Origin of the sequence: Streptomyces katrae (assembly GCF_000966975.1) — a bacterium.
Lineage (GTDB): Bacteria > Actinomycetota > Actinomycetes > Streptomycetales > Streptomycetaceae > Streptomyces > Streptomyces katrae.
Window position 1 is genome coordinate 1 of sequence record NZ_JZWV01000073.1, and the last position, 24,485, is coordinate 24,485.

Here is a 24,485-nt window from a genome sequence, read left to right on the forward strand (position 1 = left end):
GGCCCGGGAGGAGTACGAGGCGCTGGCCGCGGAGGTCGGCGGTGTCGAGGATTCCGGCTCTGAGGAGGCGGAGTACGAGGCCGCGCGGGCCGGGCTGACCGAGGCGGAGGCCGCGCTGGCGGCGGCCCGGGAGGCCCGGACCTCGGCGGAACGGTCCCGCGCGGCCGTCTCGGCGCGGCGGGACGCGCTCGCGCTGGGGCTGCGGCGCAAGGACGGCACCGGGGCGCTGCTCGCGGTGCGGGAGCGGCTGACGGGGGTGCTGGGGCCGGCAGCGGAGCGGGTGTCGGTGGCGCCGGGGTACGAGGTCGCGGTGGCCGCCGCCCTGGGCTCCGCCGCGGATGCGGTGGCCGTTGCCTCGGCGGGGTCGGCGGCCGGCGCCATCCGGCACCTCCGGGAGGCCGACGCGGGCCGGGCGACGTTCCTGATCGCCCCGGCCCCGGGCTCCGCGCCGGGCCCGGCTGTGGTTCCGGGGCAGGCCGCCCCGGGGCCGGGTGGCGTCGCCGTGGGCGGTGTGGATCTGCCCGGGCAGACCCAGGGGACGGGGGATTTCCCGCACCCCGCCCCTTCCCGCAGTACCGATCAGCGGCTCCGCCGCGGGTCGGGCTCCGCCCCGGACCCCGCTGCTGGGGTGGCAGTGCCCTCCGTGGGGGTCGAGGCGGCCGGGTGCCGCGAGGCCGCCGGGCTGGTGCGGGGGGACGCGGAGGTGGTGCGGGCCCTGGCGTGGGTGTTGCGGGGGCATGTGGTCGTCGGGTCGTTGGAGGAGGCCGAGGCCGTTGTGGCCGAGCGGCCCGAGCTGGTCGCCGTGACCGCAGAGGGGGACGTGCTCGGGGCGCACCTCGCGCACGGGGGGTCGGCCGGGGTGCCCAGTCTCATCGAGGTGCGGGCCGCCGTGGACGAGGCCGACGCGGAGCTGGAGCGGCTGGAGACCGAGTGCCGGGAGCTCGTCGCGCGGGAGGAGGCCGCCCGGGTGCGGCGCGCCGCGGCCGTCGCGCGGGTCGAGGAGCTGGACGGGTTGCGGCGGGCCGGGGAGCAGGCCCGCGCCGGGGCGGCGCAGCAGCTCGGGCGGCTGGCCGGGCAGGCGAAGGCGGCCCTCGGCGAGGCCGAGCGCGGCGCCCTGGCCGTGGCCACCGCCGAGGAGGCCCTGGAGCGCGCGCGGGTCGACGTCGAGGAATGCGCGGAGCGGCTCGCGGCCGTGGAGGAGATGCCGGTCGCGGAGGACCCCGACACCTCCGCGCGGGACCGCCTCGCCGCCGACGGGGCCAACGCGCGGCAGACCGAGATGGAGGCCCGGCTGCAGCTGCGCACCCATGAGGAGCGGGTCAAGGGGCTCGCGGGCCGGGCCGACGCGCTCGACCGGGGGGCCAGGGCCGAGCGGGAGGCCCGGACGCGCGCCGAGCGGCGCCGGCAGCGGATGCGGCACGAGGCCGCCGTGGCCCGGGCCGTCGCCGACGGTGCCCGGCAGCTCCTGGCACACCTGGAGGTGTCCGTCGGCCGGGCGGAGGCGGAGCGTACGGCCGCCGAACAGGCCAAGGCGGTGCGCGAGCGGGAGCTCGGCGAGGCCCGCGGCCGGGGCCGCGACCTCAAGGGCGAGCTCGACAAGCTCACCGACTCCGTGCACCGGGGCGAGGTGCTCGGTGCCGAGAAGCGGCTGCGCATCGAGCAGCTGGAGACCCGCTCCCTGGAGGAGCTGGGTGTGGAGCCGTCCGCGCTGGTGGCGGAGTACGGCCCCGACCAGCCGGTTCCCCCGTCCCCGCCCGCCGAGGGCGAGGTGCTCCCGGAGGACCCCGACCACCCCCGCAACCGGCCCGGCCCCTTCGACCGTGCCCGCCAGGAGAAGCGGCTCAAGGCGGCGGAGCGCGCCTACCAGCAGCTCGGCAAGGTCAACCCGCTCGCGCTGGAGGAGTTCGCGGCCCTGGAGGAGCGCCACCAGTTCCTCAGCGAGCAACTGGAGGACCTGAGGAAGACGCGCACCGACCTCCTTCAAGTGGTGAAGGAAGTCGACCAGCGGGTCGAGCAGGTGTTCACCGAGGCCTACCGGGACACCGCCCGGGAGTTCGAAGGGGTGTTCTCACGGCTGTTCCCGGGCGGCGAGGGCCGGCTCGTCCTCACCGACCCGGAGAACATGCTGGCAACCGGCGTGGACGTGGAGGCCCGCCCGCCGGGCAAGAAGGTCAAGCGGCTGTCGCTGCTGTCCGGCGGCGAGCGCTCCCTGACGGCCGTGGCGCTGCTGGTCTCCATCTTCAAGGCGCGGCCCAGCCCGTTCTACGTGATGGACGAGGTCGAGGCGGCCCTGGACGACACCAACCTCCAGCGGCTGATCCGGATCATGGAGGAACTCCAGGAGAGCTCCCAGCTGATCGTCATCACCCACCAGAAGCGGACCATGGAGGTCGCGGACGCCCTGTACGGGGTCTCGATGCAGGGCGACGGGGTGTCGAAGGTGATCAGCCAGCGCCTCCGCTGAAGGTTGATCATTTAAGAAATGAAGGCAACGGCTGGATTTTGAAGTTAACCCAACCTTCACAGGAACTATTGACTTCAGGAAATGAACACATAAGCTCTGGGCTGTCTCCCGGCTCCGGGTGGTGCCCGATCTTGACCTGTGCGCCACTAGGAGAACGGACAGAACCCCCCACGGAGCACACCTTGACCAGCAGCACAGCGAAGCCGGCGTCGAGCGGCGCGAACGCGCCCCACCCCGACCACCTCGGCCACGTCATCTTCATCGCCGCGGCCGCCGCGATGGGCGGCTTCCTCTTCGGATACGACAGCTCCGTGATCAACGGTGCCGTCGTCGCCATCCGTGAACGCTTCGACGTCGGCCCGGCCGTGCTCGCCCAGGTGATCGCCGCCGCACTGATCGGCTGCGCCGTCGGCGCCGCCACCGCGGGCCGGCTCGCCGACCGGCTCGGCCGCATCCGCTGCATGCAGATCGCCGCCGTCCTCTTCACCGCGAGCGCCATCGGCTCGGCCCTGCCCTTCGCCCTCTGGGACCTCGCCGTCTGGCGCGTGATCGGCGGTTTCGGCATCGGCATGGCCTCCGTCATCGGCCCCGCCTACATCGCGGAGGTCTCCCCGGCCGCCTACCGCGGCCGGCTCGCCTCCTTCCAGCAGGCCGCCATCGTCATCGGCATCGCCGTCTCGCAGCTGGTCAACTGGGGCATCCTCAACCTCGCCGACGGCGACCAGCGCGGCGTGATCGGCGGGCTCGAGGCCTGGCAGTGGATGCTCGGGGTGATGGTCGTCCCCGCCGTGCTCTACGGACTGATGTCCTTCGTCATCCCGGAGTCCCCGCGCTTCCTGGTCTCCGTCGGCCGCAACGCCGAGGCCCGCAAGGTGCTCGCCGAGGTCGAGGGCTCCCACGTCGACCTCGACGCGCGCGTCGCCGAGATCGAGACGGCCATGCGCTCCGAGCACAAGTCCACCTTCAAGGACCTGCTCGGCGGTCGCTTCGGCCTGCTGCCCATCGTCTGGGTCGGCATCGGCCTCTCGGTCTTCCAGCAGCTCGTCGGCATCAATGTGATCTTCTACTACAGCTCCTCGCTGTGGCAGTCCGTCGGCATCGACCCGACCAGCTCGTTCCTGTACTCCTTCACCACGTCGATCATCAACATCGTCGGCACGGTGATCGCGATGATCTTCGTCGACCGCATCGGCCGCAAGCCGCTCGCGCTGATCGGCTCGGCGGGCATGGCGATCTCGCTGGGCCTGTGCGCCTGGGCGTTCTCGTACAAGACCGAGGTCGCCGGCGAGATCTCCATGCCCTCCACCCAGGGCACCGTCGCGCTGGTCGCCGCACACGCCTTCGTGCTCTTCTTCGCCCTGTCCTGGGGCGTGGTGGTCTGGGTGCTGCTCGGCGAGATGTTCCCCAACCGCATCCGGGCCGCCGCGCTCGGTGTGGCCGCGGCCGCCCAGTGGGTCGCCAACTGGCTGATCACCGTCACGTTCCCGACCCTCTCGGACTGGAACCTGTCGGGGGCGTACGTCATCTACACGGTCTTCGCCGTGCTCTCGATCCCCTTCATCCTCAAGTGGGTGCCGGAGACCAAGGGCAAGGCGTTGGAGGAGATGGGGTAACCACCCCCGCCACCACCCCTCTCCTCCGCGGTGCTGCCCCGGCTCAGTCCCTGAGCCGGGGCAGCACCCTTTCGCACAGCAGCCGCAGGCTGCGCCACCCCTCCTCCAGGGGCATCCCGCCGCACAGCGGGTGCAGCACCAGGTTCCCCGCGTCCCCCGCTTCCCGGGCGTAGGCCACCGCCTCCTCCGGGGAGAGGATCCGGTAGACCCCCTCCGCCCGCAGCTCCTCCACCGTGCGGGCGCCGGAGCGGACCGCCGAGCGGATGTCCTTGGACTGCCAGGAGGCGTACGTGCCCGCCTCGTGCAGGAAGTGCCGTCCGTACCGCGCCCACGCCCGGTCCGGGTCCTCCGCCACGTGCAGCAGCGGCGTCCGCTCCGCCGGCATCATGCAGAAGCCCTCGGTGCCGTACTCGGCGAGCCGCTCCCGGTAGTACTCCTCCAGCTCCGGCAGGTGGGCGCTCGGGAAGAACGGCAGCCCCAGCCGGGCCGCCCGCCGCGCCGCCGCCTTCGAGCTCCCGCCCACCAGCAGCATGGGGTGCGGCTGCGTGAAGGGCACCGGGGTCACCTTCACCGTCCGGCCGCGGAACTCGAAGGGCTCGCCGGTCCACGCCTTGAGCAGGGTCTCCAGCAGCTCGTCCTGGAGCCGGCCGCGCCGCCCCCACTCCACCCCGTGCTGCTCGTACTCCTCGGGCCGGTAACCGATGCCCGCCACCGTCACCAGCCGCCCGCCGCCGATCAGGTCCAGCACGGCGATGTCCTCGGCCACCTTCAGCGGGTCGTGCAGCGGGCCGATGATCGCCGAGACGGTCACCGCGATCCGCCGGGTGGCGCCGAGCACCGCGCCCGCGAAGGCGAAGGGGGAGGGCAGCCAGTGGTTGTCCGCGCCGTGGTGCTCCTCGGTCTGGATCGTGTCGATCCCGTGCTCGTCGGCGTAGCGGGCCATCTCCACCGCCGCCTGGTAACGGGCGGCGAGGCTCTCGGGGGTGCCGTTCGGGTCGACGAGGTTGAAGCGGGCCACGGTGATGGGCATGGAGGGGTTCCCCTTCGCCGGAAGCGGTCGGGCGGGCGAAGGGGGAGGCTAGCTGACGGAGCGTCAGATGGACAGGGTTCCCGCGGGCTCGCGCCCGGCGGCGGGCTCCGGCTCCGCCGGGGCGGGGGAGGCCGTGCGGGGCAGTACGGCGTACAGCGCGCCGGAGGTGAGGATGCCGGCCACCCAGCCCAGGCCGTTCTCGCCGATCCAGGTCGTCGCGAGCGGCCCGGTGAACCAGTCCACCTTGGTGAACAGCGTGCCCACCACCAGGGCCAGCCCCCAGGCGGTCATGGCCTGCCAGGCGAAGCCGCCCCGGTACCAGTAGGCACTGGTGCGCGTGGTGTCCAGCAGCGCGGGGCCGTCGTAGGAGGTGCGGCGCAGCATGTCCACGCCGAACACCCCGATCCAGGCCGAGAAGGCCACGGCCAGCAGGGTCAGGAAGGAGATGAACGAGCCGAAGAAGCTGGTCGCGACCACCATCAGCAGGAAGCCGAAGACCAGGCTGATGACGGCGTTGACGCTGACCGCCCAGGCGCGCGGCACCCTGATGCCGAGGGTCTGTGCGGTGAACCCGGCGGAGTACATCGACATCGAGTTGATCAGCAGCATGCCGAGGAGCGCGATCAGCAGGTACGGGACCGCGATCCAGGTCGGCAGCAGCTCGCCGATGAAGGAGACCGGGTCCTGGGTGCCGGCCAGGTCCGGGGTCCCGACGGCCATCACCGCGCCCATGAGCACCATCGGCAGCACGACCACGCCCGCGCCGCCGATCGTCGCGCCGACCACGCCCTTGGCGGAGGCGGTCCGGGGCAGGTAGCGGGTGAAGTCCGGGCCGGAGGGCACCCAGCTGATGCCGCCGGCCGCGATGGTGCCGATCCCCGCGACCATCATCGCCGTGGAGCCGGCCGGCTTGCCGAGGACGGCGGACCAGTCGGTGGTGAAGAGCAGGTAGCCGAGCACGAGCACGCTGAAGGCGCCGAAGAGGTACGTCGACCAGGTCGAGCAGACCCGCAGCGCCTTGATCCCGAGCCCGGACACCACGAAGGTGCAGCCCACGAAGAACAGCAGGGTGACCACGATCAGCGCGGTGTTGCTCTTGATGCCGAAGAGCAGGTCGAGCACGGTCAGGACGGCGTAGGCGCCGCTGACCGCGTTGATCGTCTCCCAGCCCCAGCGGGCCACCCAGATCAGCGCCCCGGGGAAGAGGTTCCCGCGCTGGCCGAAGACGGCCCGGGAGAGCGCCATGCCGGGGGCGCCGCCGCGCTTGCCCGCGATCGAGATCAGCCCGACGAGCCCGTACGAGACCGCCGGCGCGGCCACCGCGACGACCAGCACCTGCCAGATGTTGAGCTTGTTGAAGATCACCAGCCCCGCGCCCATGGTCAGCAGCAGCACGCTGATGTTCGCGGCCACCCAGGTGGGTATGAGCTCGCGGACCCGCCCGCCCCGCTCGCCGTCCGGTACGGGTTCCAAACCGCGCGTCTCGACGGCGGTCTCTTCGGCAGGCATGCGTACTCCGTGCGGGCAGGCGGGGCGGGGAACAATTTGCCCATCATCGTAGAAGTGCCGTTAAGACCACAAATAGAGGCTTACGGCCTGGTGGGAACGTCCAAGGTCCGGGGTCCGGGGCGGCCCGTGGCCGATACTGGGTCCGTTATGGAAATCCTGATCCTTGCTGTAGTCATCGCCCTGGTCGCGGTCGGCGCGATCAGCGGGCTCGTGGTCAGCAGCCGCAAGAAGAAGCAGCTGCCCCCCACGGCGCCGCCGAGCACGCCGACCATCACTGCCCCGCCTGCCGAACCGCAGGTGGGGGAGGACGCCGTAGAGACGGCGGAAGAACCGCGCCGCACCATCGAGGAGGTCGGGCTCCCGGAGGCGGAGGCCGAGGCTGCTCCGGTGGAGGCGCCGGCCGCGGAGCCCGAGGCCCCGGCCGCGCCCGAGATCGAGGTGCCCGAGCCCACGGCCGGCCGCCTGGTCCGGCTGCGCGCACGGCTCGCCCGTTCGCAGAACTCCCTCGGCAAGGGCCTGCTCACGCTGCTCTCGCGCGAGCACCTCGACGAGGACACCTGGGAGGAGATCGAGGAGACCCTCCTCATCGCCGACGTGGGCGTCGCGCCCACCCAGGAGCTGGTGGAGCGGCTGCGCGAGCGGGTCAAGGTGCTCGGCACCCGTACCCCCGCCGAGCTGCGCGGCCTCCTGAAGGAGGAGCTGGTCGCCCTCGTGGGCACCGACTTCGACCGCGCCGTGAAGACCGAGAGCGGCGTCGAGACCCCGGCCGTCGTGATGGTCGTCGGGGTGAACGGCACCGGCAAGACCACCACCACCGGCAAGCTCGCCCGCGTGCTCGTCGCCGACGGCCGCAGCGTGGTACTCGGCGCCGCCGACACCTTCCGCGCCGCCGCCGCCGACCAGCTCCAGACCTGGGGCGAGCGCGTCGGGGCCCGTACCGTGCGCGGCCCCGAGGGCGGGGACCCCGCCTCGATCGCCTACGACGCGGTCAAGGAGGGCATCGCCGAGGGCGCCGACGTCGTGCTCATCGACACCGCCGGCCGTCTGCACACCAAGACCGGCCTGATGGACGAGCTCGGCAAGGTCAAGCGCGTCGTGGAGAAGCACGGCCCGCTGGACGAGGTGCTCCTCGTCCTCGACGCCACCACCGGCCAGAACGGCCTGACCCAGGCGCGCGTGTTCGCCGAGGTCGTGGACATCACCGGCATCGTGCTCACCAAGCTCGACGGCACCGCCAAGGGCGGCATCGTCGTCGCCGTCCAGCGCGAGCTGGGCGTCCCGGTCAAGCTGGTCGGCCTCGGTGAGGGCGCCGACGACCTGGCCCCCTTCGAGCCGGAGGCGTTCGTGGACGCCCTGATCGGCGACTGAGCGGCCGCACCCGCCCCGCAGACGAGTGCCCCCGCGTCCGGAACCCCGGTACGCGGGGGCACTGCCGTGTGCGGAGCGGGTGCGGGGAGGCCTTCAGCGCCGGAAGCGGTGACAGGTGTAGGCGAGGGTGCCCAGCAGCAGCCGGGCCTGCGGGGGGCCGCCCGCACAGTCCAGGGCGGGCCGGCGCAGCCAGACGGCCGGGCCGAGGCCCGCGCGGTCGGAGGGCGGGGCGGTCAGGAAGGAGCCGTGGCCCAGGGCGCGCAGGTCCAGGTCCGCGTCGTCCCAGCCCATCCGGTACAGCAGCTCGGGCAGCTCGGCCGCGGCGCCGGGGGCCACGAAGAACTGCGCCCGGCCGTCCGGGGTCGCCGTCACCGGACCCAGGGGCAGGCCCATACGCTCCATGCGGACCAGGGCGCGCCGCCCGGCCTCGGCCGAGACCTCGATGACGTCGAAGGCGCGGCCGACCGGGAGCATGACCGCCGCGCCCGGGTACTCGCCCCAGATCTCGGTGACCTCGTCGAGGGTGGCGCCGCCCGGGACGGTGGGAGCGAAGTCCAGCGGATGCGCCCCCGGCGTGGGGCAGTTCGTATGACCGCAGGAGCAGTCGCGGGCCGGAGCCGCGGCGCGGGCGCCGGGGACCGCGTCCCAGCCCCAGAGTCCGGTGTACTCCGCCACCGCCGTGCACTCCGAGGTGCGGCCGCGGCGCCGGACGCCGGAACGGAATTCCTTGGTGCCGCGGCTGCCGCCGATCGTGAAGCCCATGCCCATGCCCCCTCCAACGGGTCGGACGCGCCGGTGGTTACGACGTCGGCGAGACCTCTCGGGAGCCGGGTGAAGCGCGCCTTCCACCTGGGCCGCCCGGCGCACTCCCCGCCGCGCGCGCCCCGTGCGCGCTCCCGTCCAACCGTTCCGTTTCGCCTTCCTGTCAAGTGAATCGCGCCTGGCCGGTGGCGAGTTCATTCGAAGGGGTGGCGAATGGTGGCGTTTCAGCGATCGACCTCGCCGACGGGGTGATCGTAGGATTACTTTCGGTGCACGAACCCCGGAGGCGGGCCCATTCGTGGGTATGCCGGAGGCAATGTGGGGAGGACCTGTGAAGGTCCCGGGCGGCAGTGGCCGCCCCGGCCAGGGTTTCGTGTGAAGAGGCGATGCGGATGGGGGCGTTCCAGTGGGCGGCAGCGGCGCAAGCGGAACGAGCGGGGAATCAGCCGGCCGCAACGAACAGCTGACCTCGTGGTTCGTCCGCAGCGGCTGGTCCAAGGGCGAGCTCGCCCGCCAGGTCAACCGCCGGGCCCGCCAGATGGGCGCCCACCACATCAGCACCGACACCTCCCGGGTACGCCGCTGGCTCGACGGCGAACAGCCCCGCGAACCGGTGCCGCGGATCCTCTCGGAGCTCTCTCGGAGCTCTTCTCCGAACGCTTCGGCGCCGTCGTCGCCATCGAGCAGCTCGGCCTGCGCAGCGCCCACCAGACCCCCTCCGTCTCCGGCGTCGACCTGCCGTGGGCGGGCCCCCAGACCGTGGAACTGCTCAGCGAGTTCTCCCGCAGCGACCTGATGCTGGCCCGCCGCGGCTTCCTCGGGACCTCCCTCGCCCTCTCCGCCGGCCCCGCCCTCATCGAGCCCATGCAGCGCTGGCTGGTCCCGGTCCCGGCCGCCGACCCCGGACCGCGCGAAGCGGGCGGGCCGGCCGGAGCCCCCTCCGGTTACCGGCCGTCCCGGCTCTCCGACCCGGAACTCGACCTCCTCGAAGCCACCACCGTGATGTTCCGCCAGTGGGACGCCCAGTGCGGCGGCGGGCTGCGCCGCAAGGCCGTCGTCGGACAGCTCCACGAGGTCACCGACCTGCTCCAGGAGAGCCACCCCGCCCCCGTCATGAAGCGGCTCTTCAAGGTGGCCGCCGAACTCGCCGAACTCGCCGGCTGGATGAGCTACGACATCGGCCTGCACCCCACCGCCCAGAAGTACTTCGTCCTCGCGCTGCACGCAGCGAAGGAAGCCGGGGACAAGCCCCTCGGCTCCTACATCCTCTCCGGCATGAGCCGCCAGATGATCCACCTCGGCCGCCCCGAGGACGCCCTGGAACTCATCCACCTCGCCCAGTACGGCAGCCGCGACTGCGCCGGACCGCGCACCCAGGCCATGCTCTACGCCATGGAGGCCCGCGCCTACGCCAACATGGGCCAGCCCAGCCGCTGCAAGCGGGCCGTCCGGATGGCCGAGGACACCTTCAGCGACGTCGGCTTCGGCGGCGACGAACCGGAACCCGACTGGATCCGCTTCTTCTCCGAGGCCGAACTCAACGGCGAGAACTCCCACTCCTACCGGGACCTGGCCTACGTCGCCGGACGCAGCCCCACCTACGCCTCCCTCGCCGAACCCGTCATGGAACGGGCCGTCGAGCTGTTCGCCAAGGACGGGGAACACCAGCGCTCCTACGCCCTCAACCTCATCGGCATGGCCACCGTCCACCTGCTCCAGCGCGAACCCGAGCAGGCGACCGTCCTCGTCGACCAGGCCCTCGACGTGGCGCGAAAGGTACGCTCCGAACGGGTGAACACACGCCTGCGCAAGACCGTCGACACCGCCGCCCGTGAATACGGAGACGTCGCCGAGGTGGTCCGGCTGACCGACCTCCTCGCCTCCCGCCTCCCCGAGGCCGCCGAGGCCGTCTGACCCGCCCCGCGGCCCGGGCGTGCCGCCTGACGTGCACCCGACCCACGCCTGACCCTCACATGACACGGACCGGACCCGCACCTCACCGGTTCATTCAGGCGTAACACGCCCGACCTCTTCGTCATCGGAGCGAAACACCGAGCGGCGCCGCCGGAAACCGGCCTGCGCGAACCTCAGGGCCAATAACCGGCCAGACCTTACGCCGCCGCTCAGGTACCCCACGATCGCCCGCACGCGAACGTACCGACGACGAGGAGACGCCGATGGCATCAGCCATCACGACCCTCGCTGCAGACACCCCGACCCTGTCTGCCGCGAACACCGGGTTCATGCTCATCTGCTCCGCCCTGGTCATGCTGATGACCCCGGGACTCGCCTTCTTCTACGGAGGCATGGTCCGCGTCAAGAGCAGCCTCAACATGCTGATGATGAGCTTCGTCAGCCTGGGGATCGTCACGATCCTCTGGGTGCTCTACGGATTCAGCCTCGCCTTCGGCACCGACTCCGGCTCGGTCATCGGCTGGAACTCCGACTACGTCGGCCTCAGCGGCATCGGCCTCACCGAGCTGTGGGACGGCTACACCATCCCCGTCTACGTCTTCGCCGTCTTCCAGCTGATGTTCGCGGTGATCACCCCCGCCCTGATCAGCGGCGCCCTCGCCGACCGCGTCAAGTTCAGCGCCTGGGTGCTCTTCACCGCCCTGTGGGTCAGCGTCGTCTACTTCCCCGTCGCCCACTGGGTGTGGGGCGCCGGCGGCTGGCTGTTCAAGCTCGGCGTCATCGACTTCGCCGGCGGCACCGCCGTCCACATCAACGCCGGCGCCGCCGCCCTCGGCGTCATCCTCGTCATCGGCAAGCGCGTCGGCTTCAAGAAGGACCCGATGCGCCCGCACAGCCTCCCCCTGGTGATGCTCGGCGCCGGCCTGCTCTGGTTCGGCTGGTTCGGCTTCAACGCCGGATCCTGGCTGGGCAACGACGACGGCGTCGGCGCCGTGATGTTCGTCAACACCCAGGTCGCCACCGCCGCCGCCATGCTCGCCTGGCTCGCCTACGAGAAGCTGCGCCACGGCTCCTTCACCACCCTCGGCGCCGCCTCCGGCGCGGTCGCCGGCCTCGTCGCCATCACCCCCGCCGGCGGCTGCGTCAGCCCGCTCGGCGCGATCGCCGTCGGCGCCATCGCCGGTGTGCTCTGCGCCATGGCCGTCGGCCTCAAGTACAAGTTCGGCTACGACGACTCCCTCGACGTGGTCGGCGTCCACCTCGTCGGCGGCGTCGCCGGCTCCCTCCTCATCGGCCTCTTCGCCACCGGCGGCGTCCAGTCCGACGCCAAGGGCCTCTTCTACGGCGGCGGGTTCGAGCAGCTCGGCAAGCAGGCGGTCGGAGTCTTCTCCGTCCTCGCCTACTCCCTCGTCGTATCGGCGATCATGGCCTTCCTCATCGACAGGACCATGGGGATGCGGGTCGCCGAGGACGTCGAGGTCTCCGGCATCGACCAGGCCGAGCACGCCGAGACCGCCTACGACTTCAGCGGCGCCGGCGGCGGGATCTCCGCGCGCCCCGCCGCCTCCCACGCCCCCGTGGCCGCCGCCAACAAGAAGGTCGACGCATGAAGCTGATCACCGCGATCGTCAAGCCCTACAAGCTCGACGACATCAAGGAGGCCCTCCACTCCTTCGGCATCCAGGGCCTGACCGTCTCGGAGGCCAGCGGATACGGCCGCCAGCGCGGCCACACCGAGGTCTACCGCGGCGCCGAGTACACCGTGGACCTCGTACCGAAGATCCGCATCGAGGTCCTCGCCGACGACGACGACGCCGAGGAGCTCATCAACGTCATCGTCAGCGCCGCCCGGACCGAGAAGATCGGCGACGGCAAGGTGTGGAGCGTCCCCGTGGACTCGGTCGTCCGGGTCCGCACCGGCGAGCGCGGCGCCGACGCCCTCTAGACCACGGGAGCCCCGGGTGACGAGCGTCGAAGAGACCACCGAAGACCCCAGCGGTCCGGAACCCGGCGGATACGCCGCGGCCCGGCTGCGGCTCCTCGAGGAGGAGCCGCGGTCCGGGCCGTCACGGCGTTCCGCCCTCTCCGCCCTGACCGACCAGTGGCTGAACGGCCTGTTCACCACCGCCGCCCAGGAGGCCGGGGTACGCGGCGCGGCCCTCGTGGCCGTCGGCGGCTACGGACGCGGAGAACTCTCCCCGCGCAGCGACCTCGACCTGCTGCTCCTCCACGACGGCAAGGCCCGCCCCCAGGCACTGGGCGCCCTCGCCGACCGCCTCTGGTACCCCGTCTGGGACACCGGGGTCGCCCTCGACCACTCCGTACGGACCCCCGGCGAGGCCCGCAAGGTCGCCGCCGAGGACCTCAAGGCCCACCTGGGCCTGCTCGACGCCCGCCTCGTCGCCGGTGACGCCGGGCTCCTCGCCGGACTGCGCACCTCCGTGCTCGCCGACTGGCGCAACCAGGCCGCCAAGCGGCTGCCCGAGCTGCACGCCCTGTGCCGCGAGCGGGCCGAACGGGCCGGCGAGCTCCGGTTCCTGCTGGAGCCCGACCTCAAGGAGGCCCGCGGCGGGATCCGCGACGCCACCGCCCTGCGGGCCGTCGCCGCGTCCTGGCTGGCCGACGCCCCGCGCGAGGGCCTCGACGGGGCCCGGCGCCGGCTGATGGACGCGCGGGACGCGCTGCACCTGGTCACCGGCCGGGCCACCGACCGGCTCTCCCTCCAGGAACAGCCCCAGGTCGCCGCCCGGCTGGGGCTGCTCGACGCGGACGCGCTGCTGCGCGAGGTGTACGAGGCCGCCCGGGTGGTCGCCTACGCGGGCGACGTCACCTGGCGGGAGGTCGGCCGGGTCCTGCGGGCCCGGGCCGCCCGGCCCAGGCTGCGGGGGCTGCTGGGTACCCGGGGCGCGGCGGCCGCCGCCGAGCGGGCGCCGCTGGCCGAGGGGGTCGTGGAGTCCGAGGGGGAGGCCGTGCTGGCCCTCGCCGCCCGGCCCGACCGGGACCCCGTGCTGCCCCTGCGGCTGGGGGCGGCCGCCGCGCAGGCCGGGCTGCCCGTCTCGCTGCACGCCGTACGCCGGCTCGCGGCGCAGGCCCGGCCGCTGCCGGTGCCCTGGCCGGCCGAGGCTCGGGAGCAGCTGCTGACCCTGCTGGGCGCGGGGGAGCCGATGGTGGCGGTGTGGGAGGCGCTGGAGGCCGAGGGCCTGATCAGCCGGCTGCTGCCCGACTGGGAGCGGGTGCGCTGCCGGCCCCAGCACAATCCCGTGCACACCTGGACCGTGGACCGGCACCTGATCGAGACGGCGGTACGGGCCTCCGCCCTGACCCGCCGGGTGGGCCGGCCCGACCTGCTGCTGATGGCGGCCCTGCTGCACGACATCGGCAAGGGCTGGCCCGGAGACCACTCCGTCGTCGGCGAGACCATCGCGTGCGACATGGCCGCCCGGGTGGGCTTCGACGCCGAGGACACCGCCGTGCTGGGCACCCTCGTACGCCACCACCTGCTGCTCGTGGACACCGCGACCCGCCGGGACCTCGACGACCCGGCGACCGTCACCGCGGTGGCCCGGGCCGTCGGCTCCACCGGCACCCTGGAGATCCTGCACGCCCTGACCGAGGCCGACGCCCTGGCCACCGGTCCGGCGGCGTGGAGCACCTGGCGGGGTTCCCTGGTGGCGGACCTGGTGCGGAGGGTCGCCGCCGTACTGAGCGGGGCCCCGCCCGCCGACCCCGAGCCGGACCTCCCCACCGCCGAGCAGGAGCGCCTTGCCCTGGAGGCCCTGCGCACCGGGGAGCCGGTGCTCACCCTGCACGCCCGGCAGGAGGAGGACGACGCCGTCGGGGTCGAGCTGGCCGTGGCCGTCCCGGACCAGCCCGGGGTGCTCCCGGCGGTGTCCGGGGTGCTGGCGCTGCACCGGCTCACCGTGCGGGCGGCGGACCTGCGCTTCCTGGAACTGCCGGAGCACCTCGGGGAGGTGCTGGTGCTGCGGTGGCGGGTGGCGGCGGAGTACGGGGCGCTGCCGCAGGCGGCCCGGCTGCGGACGGACCTGGTGCGGGCGCTGGAGGGCTCCCTGGACGTCCCCGCGAAGCTGGCCGCCCGCGAGGCGGCGTACCCGCGCCGGCGGGGGGTCGTCCCCCCGCCGCCCCGCGTCACGGTGGTCCCGGACGTCTCCCCCCTGGCCACGGTCCTGGAGGTCCGGGCACCCGACGCCGTGGGTCTCCTGCACCGGATCGGGCGGGCCCTGGAGTCGGCGGGGGTCCGGGTCCGCAGCGCCCACGTCTCCACCCTGGGGGCGAACGCGGTGGACACGGTCTACGTGGTCGACCCGGACGGCAAACCCCTCCCGCCCGCGGCGGCGTCCGCGGTGGCGTCCCGAATCCAGTCCGCCCTGACGTAGCCCGCCGCGCGGGGCCTCTCCCCGCCCCACCCTTCCTCCGTTCCCAGGGGCGCTGCCCCTGACCCCGCGCCTCAAACGGCGCGCGGGGAGAACGGGTGAAGGGCGGGTAGGGGACCGGCTCCGAGCAGCGGCGCCGCGACCCCGCCCCCGGCAAGGGCAAGGGCCGGATACCCTGGGGGGCGACCGTCACGCCCCCGACCCGAGGAATCGCGACCACCGTGTTCGATACGCTTTCCGACCGCCTCAGCGCGACCTTCAAGTCCCTCCGGGGCAAAGGCCGCCTCTCCGAGCAGGACATCGACGCTGCGGCGCGGGAAATCCGTATCGCCCTCCTCGAGGCCGACGTCGCGCTCCCCGTGGTCCGCTCCTTCATCGCGAACGTCAAGGAAAGGGCCCGCGGCGAGGAGGTCAGCAAGGCGCTGAACCCCGGCCAGCAGGTCCTCAAGATCGTCAACGACGAGCTGGTCTCCATCCTCGGCGGCGAGACCCGCCGCCTCCGCTTCGCCAAGACCGCGCCGACCGTGATCATGCTGGCCGGTCTCCAGGGTGCCGGTAAGACCACCCTCGCCGGAAAGCTCGGCCTCTGGCTCAAGGGGCAGGGCCACTCCCCGCTCCTCGTCGCCTGCGACCTCCAGCGCCCCAACGCCGTCAACCAGCTCAGCGTCGTCGCCGAGCGGGCCGGTGTGGCCGTCTACGCCCCCGCCCCGGGCAACGGCGTCGGCGACCCGGTCCAGGTGGCCAAGGACTCGATCGAGTACGCGCGCACCAAGCAGTACGACATCGTCATCGTCGACACCGCCGGCCGCCTCGGCATCGACCAGGAGCTGATGCAGCAGGCCGCGGACATCCGCGACGCCGTCAGCCCCGACGAGATCCTCTTCGTCGTCGACGCCATGATCGGCCAGGACGCGGTCAACACCGCCGAGGCCTTCCGTGACGGCGTCGGCTTCGACGGCGTGGTGCTCTCCAAGCTCGACGGCGACGCCCGCGGCGGTGCCGCGCTCTCCATCGCGCACGTCACCGGCAAGCAGATCATGTTCGCCTCGAACGGCGAGAAGCTCGACGACTTCGACGCGTTCCACCCCGACCGCATGGCCGGCCGGATCCTCGACATGGGTGACATGCTCACCCTCATCGAGCAGGCCGAGAAGACCTTCTCGCAGGCCGAGGCCGAGAAGATGGCGGCCAAGCTCGCCAAGGGCCCCAAGGAGTTCACGCTCGACGACTTCCTGGCCCAGATGGAGCAGGTCCGCAAGATGGGCTCCATCTCCAAGCTCCTCGGCATGCTGCCGGGCATGGGCCAGATCAAGGACCAGATCAACAACATCGACGAGCGCGACGTGGACCGCACCGCCGCGATCATCAAGTCGATGACCCCGGCCGAGCGCCAGGACCCGACGATCATCAACGGCTCGCGCCGCGCCCGTATCGCCAAGGGTTCCGGCGTCGAGGTCAGCGCCGTCAAGAACCTCGTCGAGCGGTTCTTCGAGGCCCGCAAGATGATGTCCCGCATGGCCCAGGGCGGCGGCATGCCGGGCATGCCCGGCATCCCGGGGATGGGCGGCGGCCCCGGCCGGCAGAAGAAGCAGGTCAAGCAGGCCAAGGGCAAGCGCAAGAGCGGCAACCCGATGAAGCGCAAGGAAGAGGAGGCCGCAGCCGCGGCCCGGCGCGAGCAGGGCGCCCAGCCCGGGCTCCCGGCCGGCGGCGGCAACCCGTTCGGGCTCCCGGCGGGCGGCGGCCAGTCCGGCCAGGACTTCGACCTGCCGGACGAGTTCAAGAAGTTCATGAAGTAGCCCTCCCGGCGCCAGGGCCCCGTCGTGCACGCACGGCGGGGCCCTTCCGCTGCGCGGGCACGGGTGTGTTTTGTCCCTTATGGTCGGCCGGGAGGACGGCGCCGGCATAAGGAGGCCCCCGTGCCCAGCCCCACCCCCGCACCGCCACGCGACCGGGCCGACACCCCCTGGCGCTCGGAGGGCGCGCCGCCCGCCCCGCCGCCCCGCAGGAGGCCGCCCGGCGGCTGGCGCGGGCTGATCCTCGCCGCGCTGATCGTCTACCTGATCACCAACGTCGTGCTGTCCTTCTTCAACGAGGGCGACGGGCCGACGATCTCGTACACCGAGTTCAGCAAGCAGGTCACGGCCGGCAACGTCGAGAAGATCTACTCCAAGGGCGACGCCATCCAGGGCGAGCTGAAGAAGGAGCAGCCCGTCCCCGGCGGCCACGGCGACTACCGGAAGTTCGTCACCCAGCGCCCCGCCTTCGCCGACGACCAGCTGTGGACCGGCCTCACCTCCAAGGGCGTCACCGTCACCGCCTCCCCCGTCGTCGAACAGCGCAGCTTCCTGGCCAACCTGCTGCTCTCCCTCGCCCCGATGCTGCTGATCGTGGCCCTGTGGCTGCTCATCGCCCGCCGCATGGGCTCCGCCCTCGGCGGGGCCGGCGGGTTCGGCCGCAAGGCCCCGCCCAAGCCCGTCGAGCTGGAGGGCGCCAAACGCACCACCTTCGACGACGTGGCCGGGATCGACGAGGTCGAGGGCGAACTCAGCGAGGTCGTGGACTTCCTCAAGAACCCCGACCAGTACCGCAGGCTGGGCGCCCGCATGCCCGGCGGCGTCCTCCTCGCCGGCCCGCCCGGCACCGGCAAGACCCTCCTCGCCCGCGCCGTCGCGGGTGAGGCCGGGGTGCCGTTCTTCTCGGCGTCCGCCTCCGAGTTCATCGAGATGATCGTCGGCGTCGGAGCCTCCCGGGTCCGCGAGCTCTTCACCGAGGCCCGAAAGGTGGCCCCGGCGATCATCTTCATCGACGAGATCGACACCATCGGGCGGGCCCGCGGCGGCTCAGCCGCCATGGGCGGCCACGACGAGCGCGAGCAGACCCTCAACCAGATCCTCACCGAGATGGACGGCTTCTCCGGCTCCGAGGGCGTGGTCGTCCTCGCCGCCACCAACCGCGCCGACGTCCTCGACCCCGCCCTGACCCGCCCCGGCCGCTTCGACCGGACGGTGGCCGTCTCACCCCCCGACAGGGCGGGCCGCGAGGCGATCCTGCGCATCCACACCCGCGACATCCCCCTCGCGTCCGGAGTGGACCTCGCGCAGGTCGCCCGCACCACCCCCGGCATGACCGGCGCCGAGCTCGCCAACCTCGCCAACGAGGCCGCCCTGCTGGCCGTCAAGCGCCGCCAGGACGCCGTCACCCAGGCCGACCTCTCCGACGCCCTGGAGAAGGTCCAGCTGGGCGCCGAGCGCCCCCTGGTGATGCCGCAGGAGGAGCGCCGCCGCACGGCCTACCACGAGAGCGGCCACGCCCTGCTCGGCATGCTCCAGCCGGGCGCCGACCCCGTACGCAAGATCACCATCGTGCCGCGCGGCCGCGCCCTCGGCGTCACCCTCTCCACCCCCGACGCCGACCGCTACGCCTACACCGAGCCCTACCTGCGGGGCCGCATCATCGGCGCGCTCGGGGGCATGGCCGCCGAGCACGTGGTCTACGACGTGATCACCACGGGCGCCGAGAGCGACCTCGAACAGGTCACCAACATCGCCCGCGGCATGGTCGGCCGCTGGGGCATGAGCGAGCGCGTCGGCCGCCTGACCGCCATCCCCTCCGACGGCCAGGGCCCCTACGGCCTGACCGCCGCCCCCGCCACCCTCGACGCCGTGGACCACGAGATGCGGCGGATCGTGGACGAGTGCTACGAGGAGGCCTGCCGCCTGCTGACCGAGCACCGCCCGAAGCTCGACGCCCTGGCGGAGGCCCTCCTGGCCGCCGAGACCCTGGACGAGCACGCGGCGTACGAGGCGGCCGGCATCCCCCGCCTGACCAAGGACCACGACAGCGGCACGGAATGAACTAGGCCACCCGGGCGATGACGTAGCGCAGGATGTTCGGCAGCCACACGGCGCCGTCGGCCCGCTCGTACGGGTGAAGCGCCTCCGCCAGTTCCTTCTCCGCCAGCGCCGGGTCCGCCGCCGCACCGGGCCCGGCCCCGGTCCCCGCGACGGGGTACAGCCCGGTCGACAGCAGCCCGCGTACGGCGCTGTCCGCGTCGGCGTACCCGAACGGGCAGAACACCCGCCCCGACCCGTCCGGAACCAGCCCGGCCCCCTCCGCCACCGCGTCCAGGTCCCGGACCACCGGCCCGCCGCCCAGCACCGCCGGCACCGTGCACCGCTCGGCGGGCCCCCAGCCGGCCAGCACCACCGCACCGCCCCGCCGGACCGCGGGCAGGGCCGACGCCAGGGCGCCCGGGGCGGGCTCGAAGGCCAGCAGCACGTCGTAGGGCCGGGCCGCGGGCACCGGGGGAGCGGCCACCACCTCCAGCAGCCGCTCCCGGGCCAGCGCCCGCAGCGCCGGGTCCGCCTCCACGCCCGTGGCGGCGGCGCCCCGTCCGGCGGCCAGCAGCAGGGCCAGCCCGGCCCCGCAGTCGAGGCCCAGCAGCCGGGTGCCCGGCCCGACCTCCAGCCGGTCGTAGACCGCCTCGTACAGCGGTACCAGCATCCGTTCCTGGATCTCCGCCCAGTCCCGGGCGACGAGCGTCGCCGTCGGCGTCGGTGTCATCGAAAGAGCGCTCCTGATTCCGTGTCTCGCCCCCTTGCCCCCGTTGCCAGAGAACTCCCCATCCGCCCCCGCGTCCAGAGGAGTGCGCCACCCGATTCACGCATCCGGGGCCCGGCGCCGTACCATTCGCGCCATGGCAAAGGCACCCGTTCTCACCCCGCAGGCGGAGGATTTCCCCCGCTGGTACCAGGATCTGATCAACAAGGCCGAGCTGGCCGACAACGGTCCGGTCCGCGGCACCATGGTCATCCGACCGTACGGCTACGGCCTGTGGGAGCGGATGCAGCAGGAGATGGACGCCCGGATCAAGGAAGCCGGTGCCCAGAACGCCTACTTCCCGCTGTTCATCCCGCAGTCGTACCTGACCAGGGAGGCGGAGCACGTCGAGGGCTTCGCCCCCGAGCTCGCCGTCGTCACCCACGGCGGCGGCAAGGAGCTCGAGGAGCCGGTCGTCGTCCGGCCCACCTCCGAGACGATCATCAACGACTACTTTTCCAAGTGGGTCCAGAGCTACCGCGACCTGCCCCTGCTGATCAACCAGTGGGCCAACGTCGTCCGCTGGGAGATGCGCCCCCGCGTGTTCCTCCGTACGAGCGAGTTCCTCTGGCAGGAGGGCCACACCGCCCACGCCACGTACGAGGACGCCCGCGACTACGCCGCGCACATCCACCGGAACGTGTACGGCGACTTCATGACCAACGTGCTCGGCATCGACGTCGTGCTCGGCCGCAAGACCCCCAAGGAGCGCTTCGCCGGCGCCATCAACACCCTCACCCTCGAGGGCATGATGGGCGACGGCAAGGCCCTGCAGATGGGCACGAGCCACGAGCTCGGCACCAACTTCGCCAAGGCCTTCAACACCTCGTACCTCTCCAAGGAGGGGCAGCAGGAGCTGGTCTGGCAGACCTCGTGGGGCGTCTCGACCCGCATGGTCGGCGGTCTGATCATGTCGCACGGCGACGACAACGGCCTGCGCGTCCCGCCGCGCCTGGCCCACGTCCAGGTCGTCGTCATGGCGATCAAGGGCGACGAGGCCGTGGCCAAGGTCCGCGAGCTCGGCGCGCAGCTGAAGGCCGCCGGCCTGCGGGTGCACGTGGACGACCGCGTCGACACCCCGTTCGGCCGCCGCGCCGTGGACTGGGAGCTCAAGGGCGTACCGGTCCGCATCGAGATCGGCCCCCGCGACCTGGAGAACGGCACCGCGATGCTGGCCCGCCGGATCCCCGGCGGGAAGGAGCCGGTGCAGATCGACGCGCTGGCCGACCTGCTGCCCAAGGTGCTCGACGAGGACCAGGCCCAGCTGCTGCGCGAGTCCCGCGAGCGCCGGGTCTCCCGTACGAGCGACGTCGCCACCATCGAGGAGGCCGCCGAGGCCGCCCTCGCCGGCGGCTGGGCGCGGATCCCGTGGAGCGTCCTGGGCCCGGAGGGCGAGGCCAAGCTCGGCGAGCAGGCCGTCACCGTCCGCTGCCTGGTGGCCGAGGACGGGTCGGTCCCGGAGTCCGACGACGCCCCCGGTACCCTCGCGATCGTCGCGCGCTCGTACTGAGTTCCACCTCCACGCCCCCGGCGCGCGGCTCCGCCCGTGCGCCGGGGGCTGGTTCTTTTGGTCGGCGTTACGTACCGACTCCTCCTGGGATCGGCGCACCCGTCCTCGTCAGGACGCATGAGAGTGAACTGACTGGTACGTGCAAAAAATTTGGAATGGCCCGGAATCGGAACACCGGGGCACCCCGGCTCGTTGTCACGACGTGAGCACGACACCACCTGTTCTCGCCGCAGAGCTGGCGCAGGCGTGGGCCGACATTCAGCGGTACCACCCCGAGCTGCCTGACCTTGCCGCGCCCGAGTCCCTGATCGGAGAGTCCTCGTCCGCCTGTGGCGCCGAGCTCTCCTTCGAGCGACTGCTGCACGAGGCAGTCCACGGCATCGCGGCCGCCCGCGGAGTGCGTGACACCTCGCGAGCGGGCCGCTACCACAACCGCAGATTTCTCGCGATCGCCGAGGAGATGGGGCTGGACCACTCCGAGGAGCCGCACGCCAGCAGCGGGTTCTCCCTGGTCTTCCTCAATCCCGAGGCCAAGAGGCGCTACCGGCCCACGATCGAGCGGCTCCAGCGCGCCCTCAAGGCGCACACCGCCGCGACGGCCGCCGACACCAAGCGCAGCTTCCGCGGTCCGGCCGCCCGGCACGGCTCCTCGGGCGGCGGCGTACGCGTCAAGGCGGTCTGCGACTGCGGGCGCAACGTCCGGGTCGTGCCCTCCGTCCTGGCCCAGGCCCCGATCGTGTGCGGCGGCTGCATGAAGCCGTTCCGCATCCCCGAGGTCGCCACCGCGGCGGCGTCCTGACGCGGTGCCCCCGGCGGGCGGGTGGTGGTGATCCGTGGTGATCCTCCCCGCTCGGAGGCGCCGTGGGCATGTGGCACAATGGGCAGCTGTACTCGACAGTCGCACAGGACCCCTCTCTCCTCCGGCTGACGCGTCCATCGGGCACCCGAGTACCGCAACCCCACGTGGCATCTCAAGTGCCCAACCACGTCAAGTTCAGGAGACACCACTCCAGTGGCAGTCAAGATCAAGCTCAAGCGCCTCGGTAAGATCCGCTCCCCTCACTACCGCATCGTCGTCGCCGACGCCCGCACCCGCCGGGACGGCCGCGCGATCGAGGAGATCGGCATCTACCAGCCGACGTACAACCCCTCGCGCATCGAGGTCAACGCCGAGCGCGCGCAGTACTGGCTGTCCGTGGGCGCCCAGCCCACCGACGCCGTTCTCGCCATCCTGAAGCTCACCGGTGACTGGCAGGCGCACAAGGGCCTCCCGGCCCCCGCGCCGCTGCTGCAGCCGGCGACGAAGGAAGACAAGCGTCGCTCCTTCGACGAGTTCGCCAAGGCCCTCGAGGGCGTCGGCGAGGCCAAGGGCGAGGCCATCACGCAGAAGAAGAAGGCCGAGAAGAAGGCGGACGAGGCTGACGCCGCCGCCGAGTCGACCGAGGCCTGAGCATGCTCGAGGAGGCTCTTGAGCACCTCGTAAAGGGCATTGTGGACAACCCCGACGACGTGCAGGTCGCCTCGCGCAACCTGCGCCGCGGGCAGGTGCTCGAGGTCCGGGTGCACCCCGAAGACCTCGGGAAGGTGATCGGCCGCAACGGCCGCACCGCGCGTGCACTGCGTACCGTCGTGGGCGCCATCGGCGGGCGGGGGATCCGCGTCGACCTCGTCGACGTGGACCAGGTCCGCTGAGCAGTTGAATCACCGGCACGGGCCGGGGAGGGCATTCGTGCCCACCCCGGCCCGTCGTCGTCTGAACAGGAGAGAGTTGTGGAGCTGGTAGTCGCGCGGGTCGGCCGCGCCCACGGGATCAAGGGTGAGGTCACCGTCGAGGTGCGGACGGACGAGCCGGAGCTGCGACTCTCGCCCGGTGCCGTGCTCCGTACCGAACCCGCGTCGGCGGGTCCCCTGACCATCGAGACGGGCCGGGTGCACAGCGGCCGGCTCCTGCTGCGCTTCGCGGGGATCAAGGACCGCACCGCGGCCGAGGCGCTGCGCAACACCCTCCTCATCGCGGACGTGGACCCCGCGGAGCTGCCGGAGGAGGAGGACGAGTACTACGACCACCAGCTGATGGACCTGGACGTGGTGCTGGAGGACGGCACCGAGATCGGCCGGATCACCGAGATCTCCCACCTGCCCTCGCAGGACCTCTTCATCGTCGAGCGCCCGGACGGCTCCGAGGTGATGATCCCCTTCGTCGAGGAGATCGTCGCGGAGATCGACCTGGAGGAGCAGCGCTGCGTCATCACCCCGCCGCCGGGGCTGATCGACGACCGCGCCGTGATCGCCTCCGCGCGCGACGCCGAGGCCGAGGCCGAGGCCGGGGCTTCGCCGGAGGCCGAGAAGTCCGGGGACGACGCCTGATGCGGCTCGACGTCGTCACGATCTTCCCCGAGTACCTGGAGCCCCTGAACGTCTCCCTCGTCGGCAAGGCGCGGGCCCGCGGGCAGCTGGACGTCCACGTGCACGACCTGCGCGACTGGACGTACGACCGGCACAACACGGTCGACGACACCCCGTACGGCGGCGGACCCGGCATGGTCATGAAGACCGAGCCGTGGGGCGAGGCCCTGGACGCGGCCCTGGCCGACGGCTACGAGTCCGGCGCGCACGGCCCCGTGATGGTCGTCCCCACCCCCAGCGGCCGGCCCTTCACCCAGGAACTGGCCGTGGAGCTCTCCGAGCGCCCGTGGCTGATCTTCACCCCGGCCCGGTACGAGGGCATCGACCGCCGCGTCATGGACGAGTACGCCACCCGCATGCCGGTCTACGAGGTCTCCATCGGCGACTACGTGCTGGCGGGCGGCGAGGCGGCCGTCCTGGTCGTCACCGAGGCCGTGGCCCGGCTGCTGCCCGGGGTCCTGGGCAACGCCGAATCGCACCGGGACGACTCCTTCGCCCCCGGCGAGATGGCCAACCTGCTGGAAGGCCCCGTGTACACCAAGCCCCCGCGGTGGCGCGGGCGGGAGATCCCCGAGGTGCTGCTCAGCGGCCACCACGGGAAGATCGCGCGCTGGCGCCGGGACGAGGCCTTCCGCCGCACCGCGCGAGGCCTTCCGCCGCACCGCGCGGAACCGCCCCGACCTGATCGAGCGCTGCGAGGCCTCCGCCTTCGACAAGAAGGACCGCGAGATCCTGAGCATCCTGGGCTGGAAACCGTCCGGAGACGGCCGATTTTGGCGCAGGCCGGAGGCCGTGGAAGAATAGGCGGCTGCTGTGTGCTCGCGTACGCCCCTGCCACAGGGGGATCGTCGTCCGCCGGGTGACACGGCTCTCGAATTCTCTACGGAAACCCGCACCGGCGACCTGTGGCGTCGTGCGA

Annotated in this window: 17 protein-coding genes and 2 pseudogenes; 15 read left to right on the forward strand and 4 right to left on the reverse strand. The window is 72.5% G+C overall.

The genetic code is table 11. The features are described from left to right. A partial coding sequence (locus VR44_RS03885; protein ID WP_045945930.1) for an AAA family ATPase occupies positions 1 to 2,464 on the forward strand: 2,464 nt, incomplete at its 5' end. A gap of 182 nt (positions 2,465 to 2,646) precedes the next feature. Next, positions 2,647 to 4,077 carry a sugar porter family MFS transporter gene (locus tag VR44_RS03890; RefSeq protein ID WP_045945931.1) on the forward strand — a complete coding sequence of 477 codons (1,431 nt, stop codon included), beginning with the start codon at positions 2,647 to 2,649 and terminating at the stop codon, positions 4,075 to 4,077. Positions 4,078 to 4,120: 43 nt separating this feature from the next. Here VR44_RS03890 and VR44_RS03895 read toward each other — a convergent pair whose 3' ends face one another. Together VR44_RS03895 and VR44_RS03900 are read right to left on the reverse strand one after the other, a co-directional pair. Next, positions 4,121 to 5,107, reverse strand: coding sequence for an LLM class flavin-dependent oxidoreductase (locus VR44_RS03895; RefSeq protein WP_045945932.1), 987 nt, complete (start codon positions 5,105 to 5,107; stop codon positions 4,121 to 4,123). A gap of 63 nt (positions 5,108 to 5,170) precedes the next feature. Beyond that, positions 5,171 to 6,616 carry a purine-cytosine permease family protein gene (locus tag VR44_RS03900; RefSeq protein WP_045945933.1) on the reverse strand — a complete coding sequence of 482 codons (1,446 nt, stop codon included), beginning with the start codon at positions 6,614 to 6,616 and terminating at the stop codon, positions 5,171 to 5,173. Positions 6,617 to 6,763: 147 nt separating this feature from the next. On the opposite strand from VR44_RS03900, the gene ftsY reads away from it, so the two are divergent. Further along, on the forward strand, positions 6,764 to 7,984 hold the full coding sequence (ftsY, locus tag VR44_RS03905) for a signal recognition particle-docking protein FtsY (RefSeq protein ID WP_045945934.1): 1,221 nt from the start codon (positions 6,764 to 6,766) through the stop codon (positions 7,982 to 7,984). A 93-nt stretch (positions 7,985 to 8,077) separates the two neighbouring features. Here the strand turns inward: ftsY and VR44_RS03910 are convergent, their stop codons facing one another. Then, the gene (locus tag VR44_RS03910) at positions 8,078 to 8,746 is read right to left on the reverse strand and encodes a bifunctional DNA primase/polymerase (RefSeq protein ID WP_045945952.1); all 669 of its coding nucleotides are present in this window, start codon (positions 8,744 to 8,746) and stop codon (positions 8,078 to 8,080) included. A 406-nt stretch (positions 8,747 to 9,152) separates the two neighbouring features. On the opposite strand from VR44_RS03910, the pseudogene nsdA reads away from it, so the two are divergent. The 6 genes and pseudogenes from nsdA (at position 9,153) to ftsH (ending at position 18,905) form a co-directional block, all read left to right on the forward strand. Next, positions 9,153 to 10,660 (forward strand): annotated as a pseudogene (gene nsdA, locus VR44_RS03915) (transcriptional repressor NsdA). 263 nt (positions 10,661 to 10,923) lie between these two features. After that, complete coding sequence (locus VR44_RS03920) at positions 10,924 to 12,270, forward strand: ammonium transporter (RefSeq protein WP_045945935.1); 1,347 nt, start codon at positions 10,924 to 10,926, stop codon at positions 12,268 to 12,270. Beyond that, the gene (locus tag VR44_RS03925) at positions 12,267 to 12,605 is read left to right on the forward strand and encodes a P-II family nitrogen regulator (RefSeq protein WP_045945936.1); all 339 of its coding nucleotides are present in this window, start codon (positions 12,267 to 12,269) and stop codon (positions 12,603 to 12,605) included. The genes VR44_RS03920 and VR44_RS03925 overlap by 4 nt, the downstream gene beginning before the upstream one ends. Positions 12,606 to 12,621: 16 nt before the next feature. After that, positions 12,622 to 15,054 carry a [protein-PII] uridylyltransferase gene (locus VR44_RS03930; RefSeq protein ID WP_045945937.1) on the forward strand — a complete coding sequence of 811 codons (2,433 nt, stop codon included), beginning with the start codon at positions 12,622 to 12,624 and terminating at the stop codon, positions 15,052 to 15,054. Positions 15,055 to 15,272: 218 nt separating this feature from the next. Continuing rightward, positions 15,273 to 16,847, forward strand: a complete 1,575-nt coding sequence (gene ffh, locus VR44_RS03935) for a signal recognition particle protein (protein ID WP_045945938.1) — start codon at positions 15,273 to 15,275, stop codon at positions 16,845 to 16,847. A 120-nt stretch (positions 16,848 to 16,967) separates the two neighbouring features. Then, the gene (gene ftsH / locus VR44_RS03940; RefSeq protein ID WP_045945939.1) at positions 16,968 to 18,905 is read left to right on the forward strand and encodes an ATP-dependent zinc metalloprotease FtsH; all 1,938 of its coding nucleotides are present in this window, start codon (positions 16,968 to 16,970) and stop codon (positions 18,903 to 18,905) included. Position 18,906: 1 nt separating this feature from the next. Here ftsH and VR44_RS03945 read toward each other — a convergent pair whose 3' ends face one another. After that, positions 18,907 to 19,614, reverse strand: coding sequence for a hypothetical protein (locus VR44_RS03945; protein ID WP_045945940.1), 708 nt, complete (start codon positions 19,612 to 19,614; stop codon positions 18,907 to 18,909). Between the two features lie 133 nt (positions 19,615 to 19,747). On the opposite strand from VR44_RS03945, the gene proS reads away from it, so the two are divergent. The 6 genes and pseudogenes from proS (at position 19,748) to trmD (ending at position 24,370) form a co-directional block, all read left to right on the forward strand. Then, entirely contained in the window at positions 19,748 to 21,160 is a 1,413-nt protein-coding gene (gene proS, locus VR44_RS03950) for a proline--tRNA ligase (protein ID WP_045945941.1), read from the forward strand. A gap of 202 nt (positions 21,161 to 21,362) precedes the next feature. Next, complete coding sequence (locus VR44_RS03955) at positions 21,363 to 21,959, forward strand: hypothetical protein (protein ID WP_045945942.1); 597 nt, start codon at positions 21,363 to 21,365, stop codon at positions 21,957 to 21,959. A gap of 213 nt (positions 21,960 to 22,172) precedes the next feature. Continuing rightward, on the forward strand, positions 22,173 to 22,610 hold the full coding sequence (gene rpsP / locus VR44_RS03960) for a 30S ribosomal protein S16 (protein WP_045945943.1): 438 nt from the start codon (positions 22,173 to 22,175) through the stop codon (positions 22,608 to 22,610). A 2-nt stretch (positions 22,611 to 22,612) separates the two neighbouring features. Beyond that, complete coding sequence (locus VR44_RS03965; protein WP_042810017.1) at positions 22,613 to 22,852, forward strand: RNA-binding protein; 240 nt, start codon at positions 22,613 to 22,615, stop codon at positions 22,850 to 22,852. A gap of 78 nt (positions 22,853 to 22,930) precedes the next feature. Next, positions 22,931 to 23,527: a ribosome maturation factor RimM gene (gene rimM, locus VR44_RS03970; protein WP_045945944.1), complete on the forward strand. Its 597-nt coding sequence runs from the start codon at positions 22,931 to 22,933 to the stop codon at positions 23,525 to 23,527. Next, a pseudogene (gene trmD / locus VR44_RS03975) lies at positions 23,527 to 24,370 on the forward strand (tRNA (guanosine(37)-N1)-methyltransferase TrmD). The gene rimM and the pseudogene trmD overlap by 1 nt, the downstream one beginning before the upstream one ends. Positions 24,371 to 24,485: the final 115 nt, after the last annotated feature.

Bases quoted from the DNA above. Each gene is read 5' to 3' on its own strand.
- VR44_RS03910 (WP_045945952.1), bottom strand. From the start codon at position 8,746: ATGGGCTTCACGATCGGCGGCAGCCGCGGCACCAAGGAATTCCGTTCC.
- VR44_RS03945 (WP_045945940.1), bottom strand. From the start codon at position 19,614: ATGACACCGACGCCGACGGCGACGCTCGTCGCCCGGGACTGGGCGGAG.
- VR44_RS03925 (WP_045945936.1), top strand. From the start codon at position 12,267: ATGAAGCTGATCACCGCGATCGTCAAGCCCTACAAGCTCGACGACATC.
- VR44_RS03900 (WP_045945933.1), bottom strand. From the start codon at position 6,616: ATGCCTGCCGAAGAGACCGCCGTCGAGACGCGCGGTTTGGAACCCGTA.
- VR44_RS03920 (WP_045945935.1), top strand. From the start codon at position 10,924: ATGGCATCAGCCATCACGACCCTCGCTGCAGACACCCCGACCCTGTCT.
- ftsY (WP_045945934.1), top strand. From the start codon at position 6,764: ATGGAAATCCTGATCCTTGCTGTAGTCATCGCCCTGGTCGCGGTCGGC.
- proS (WP_045945941.1), top strand. From the start codon at position 19,748: ATGGCAAAGGCACCCGTTCTCACCCCGCAGGCGGAGGATTTCCCCCGC.
- VR44_RS03965 (WP_042810017.1), top strand. From the start codon at position 22,613: ATGCTCGAGGAGGCTCTTGAGCACCTCGTAAAGGGCATTGTGGACAAC.
- VR44_RS03895 (WP_045945932.1), bottom strand. From the start codon at position 5,107: ATGCCCATCACCGTGGCCCGCTTCAACCTCGTCGACCCGAACGGCACC.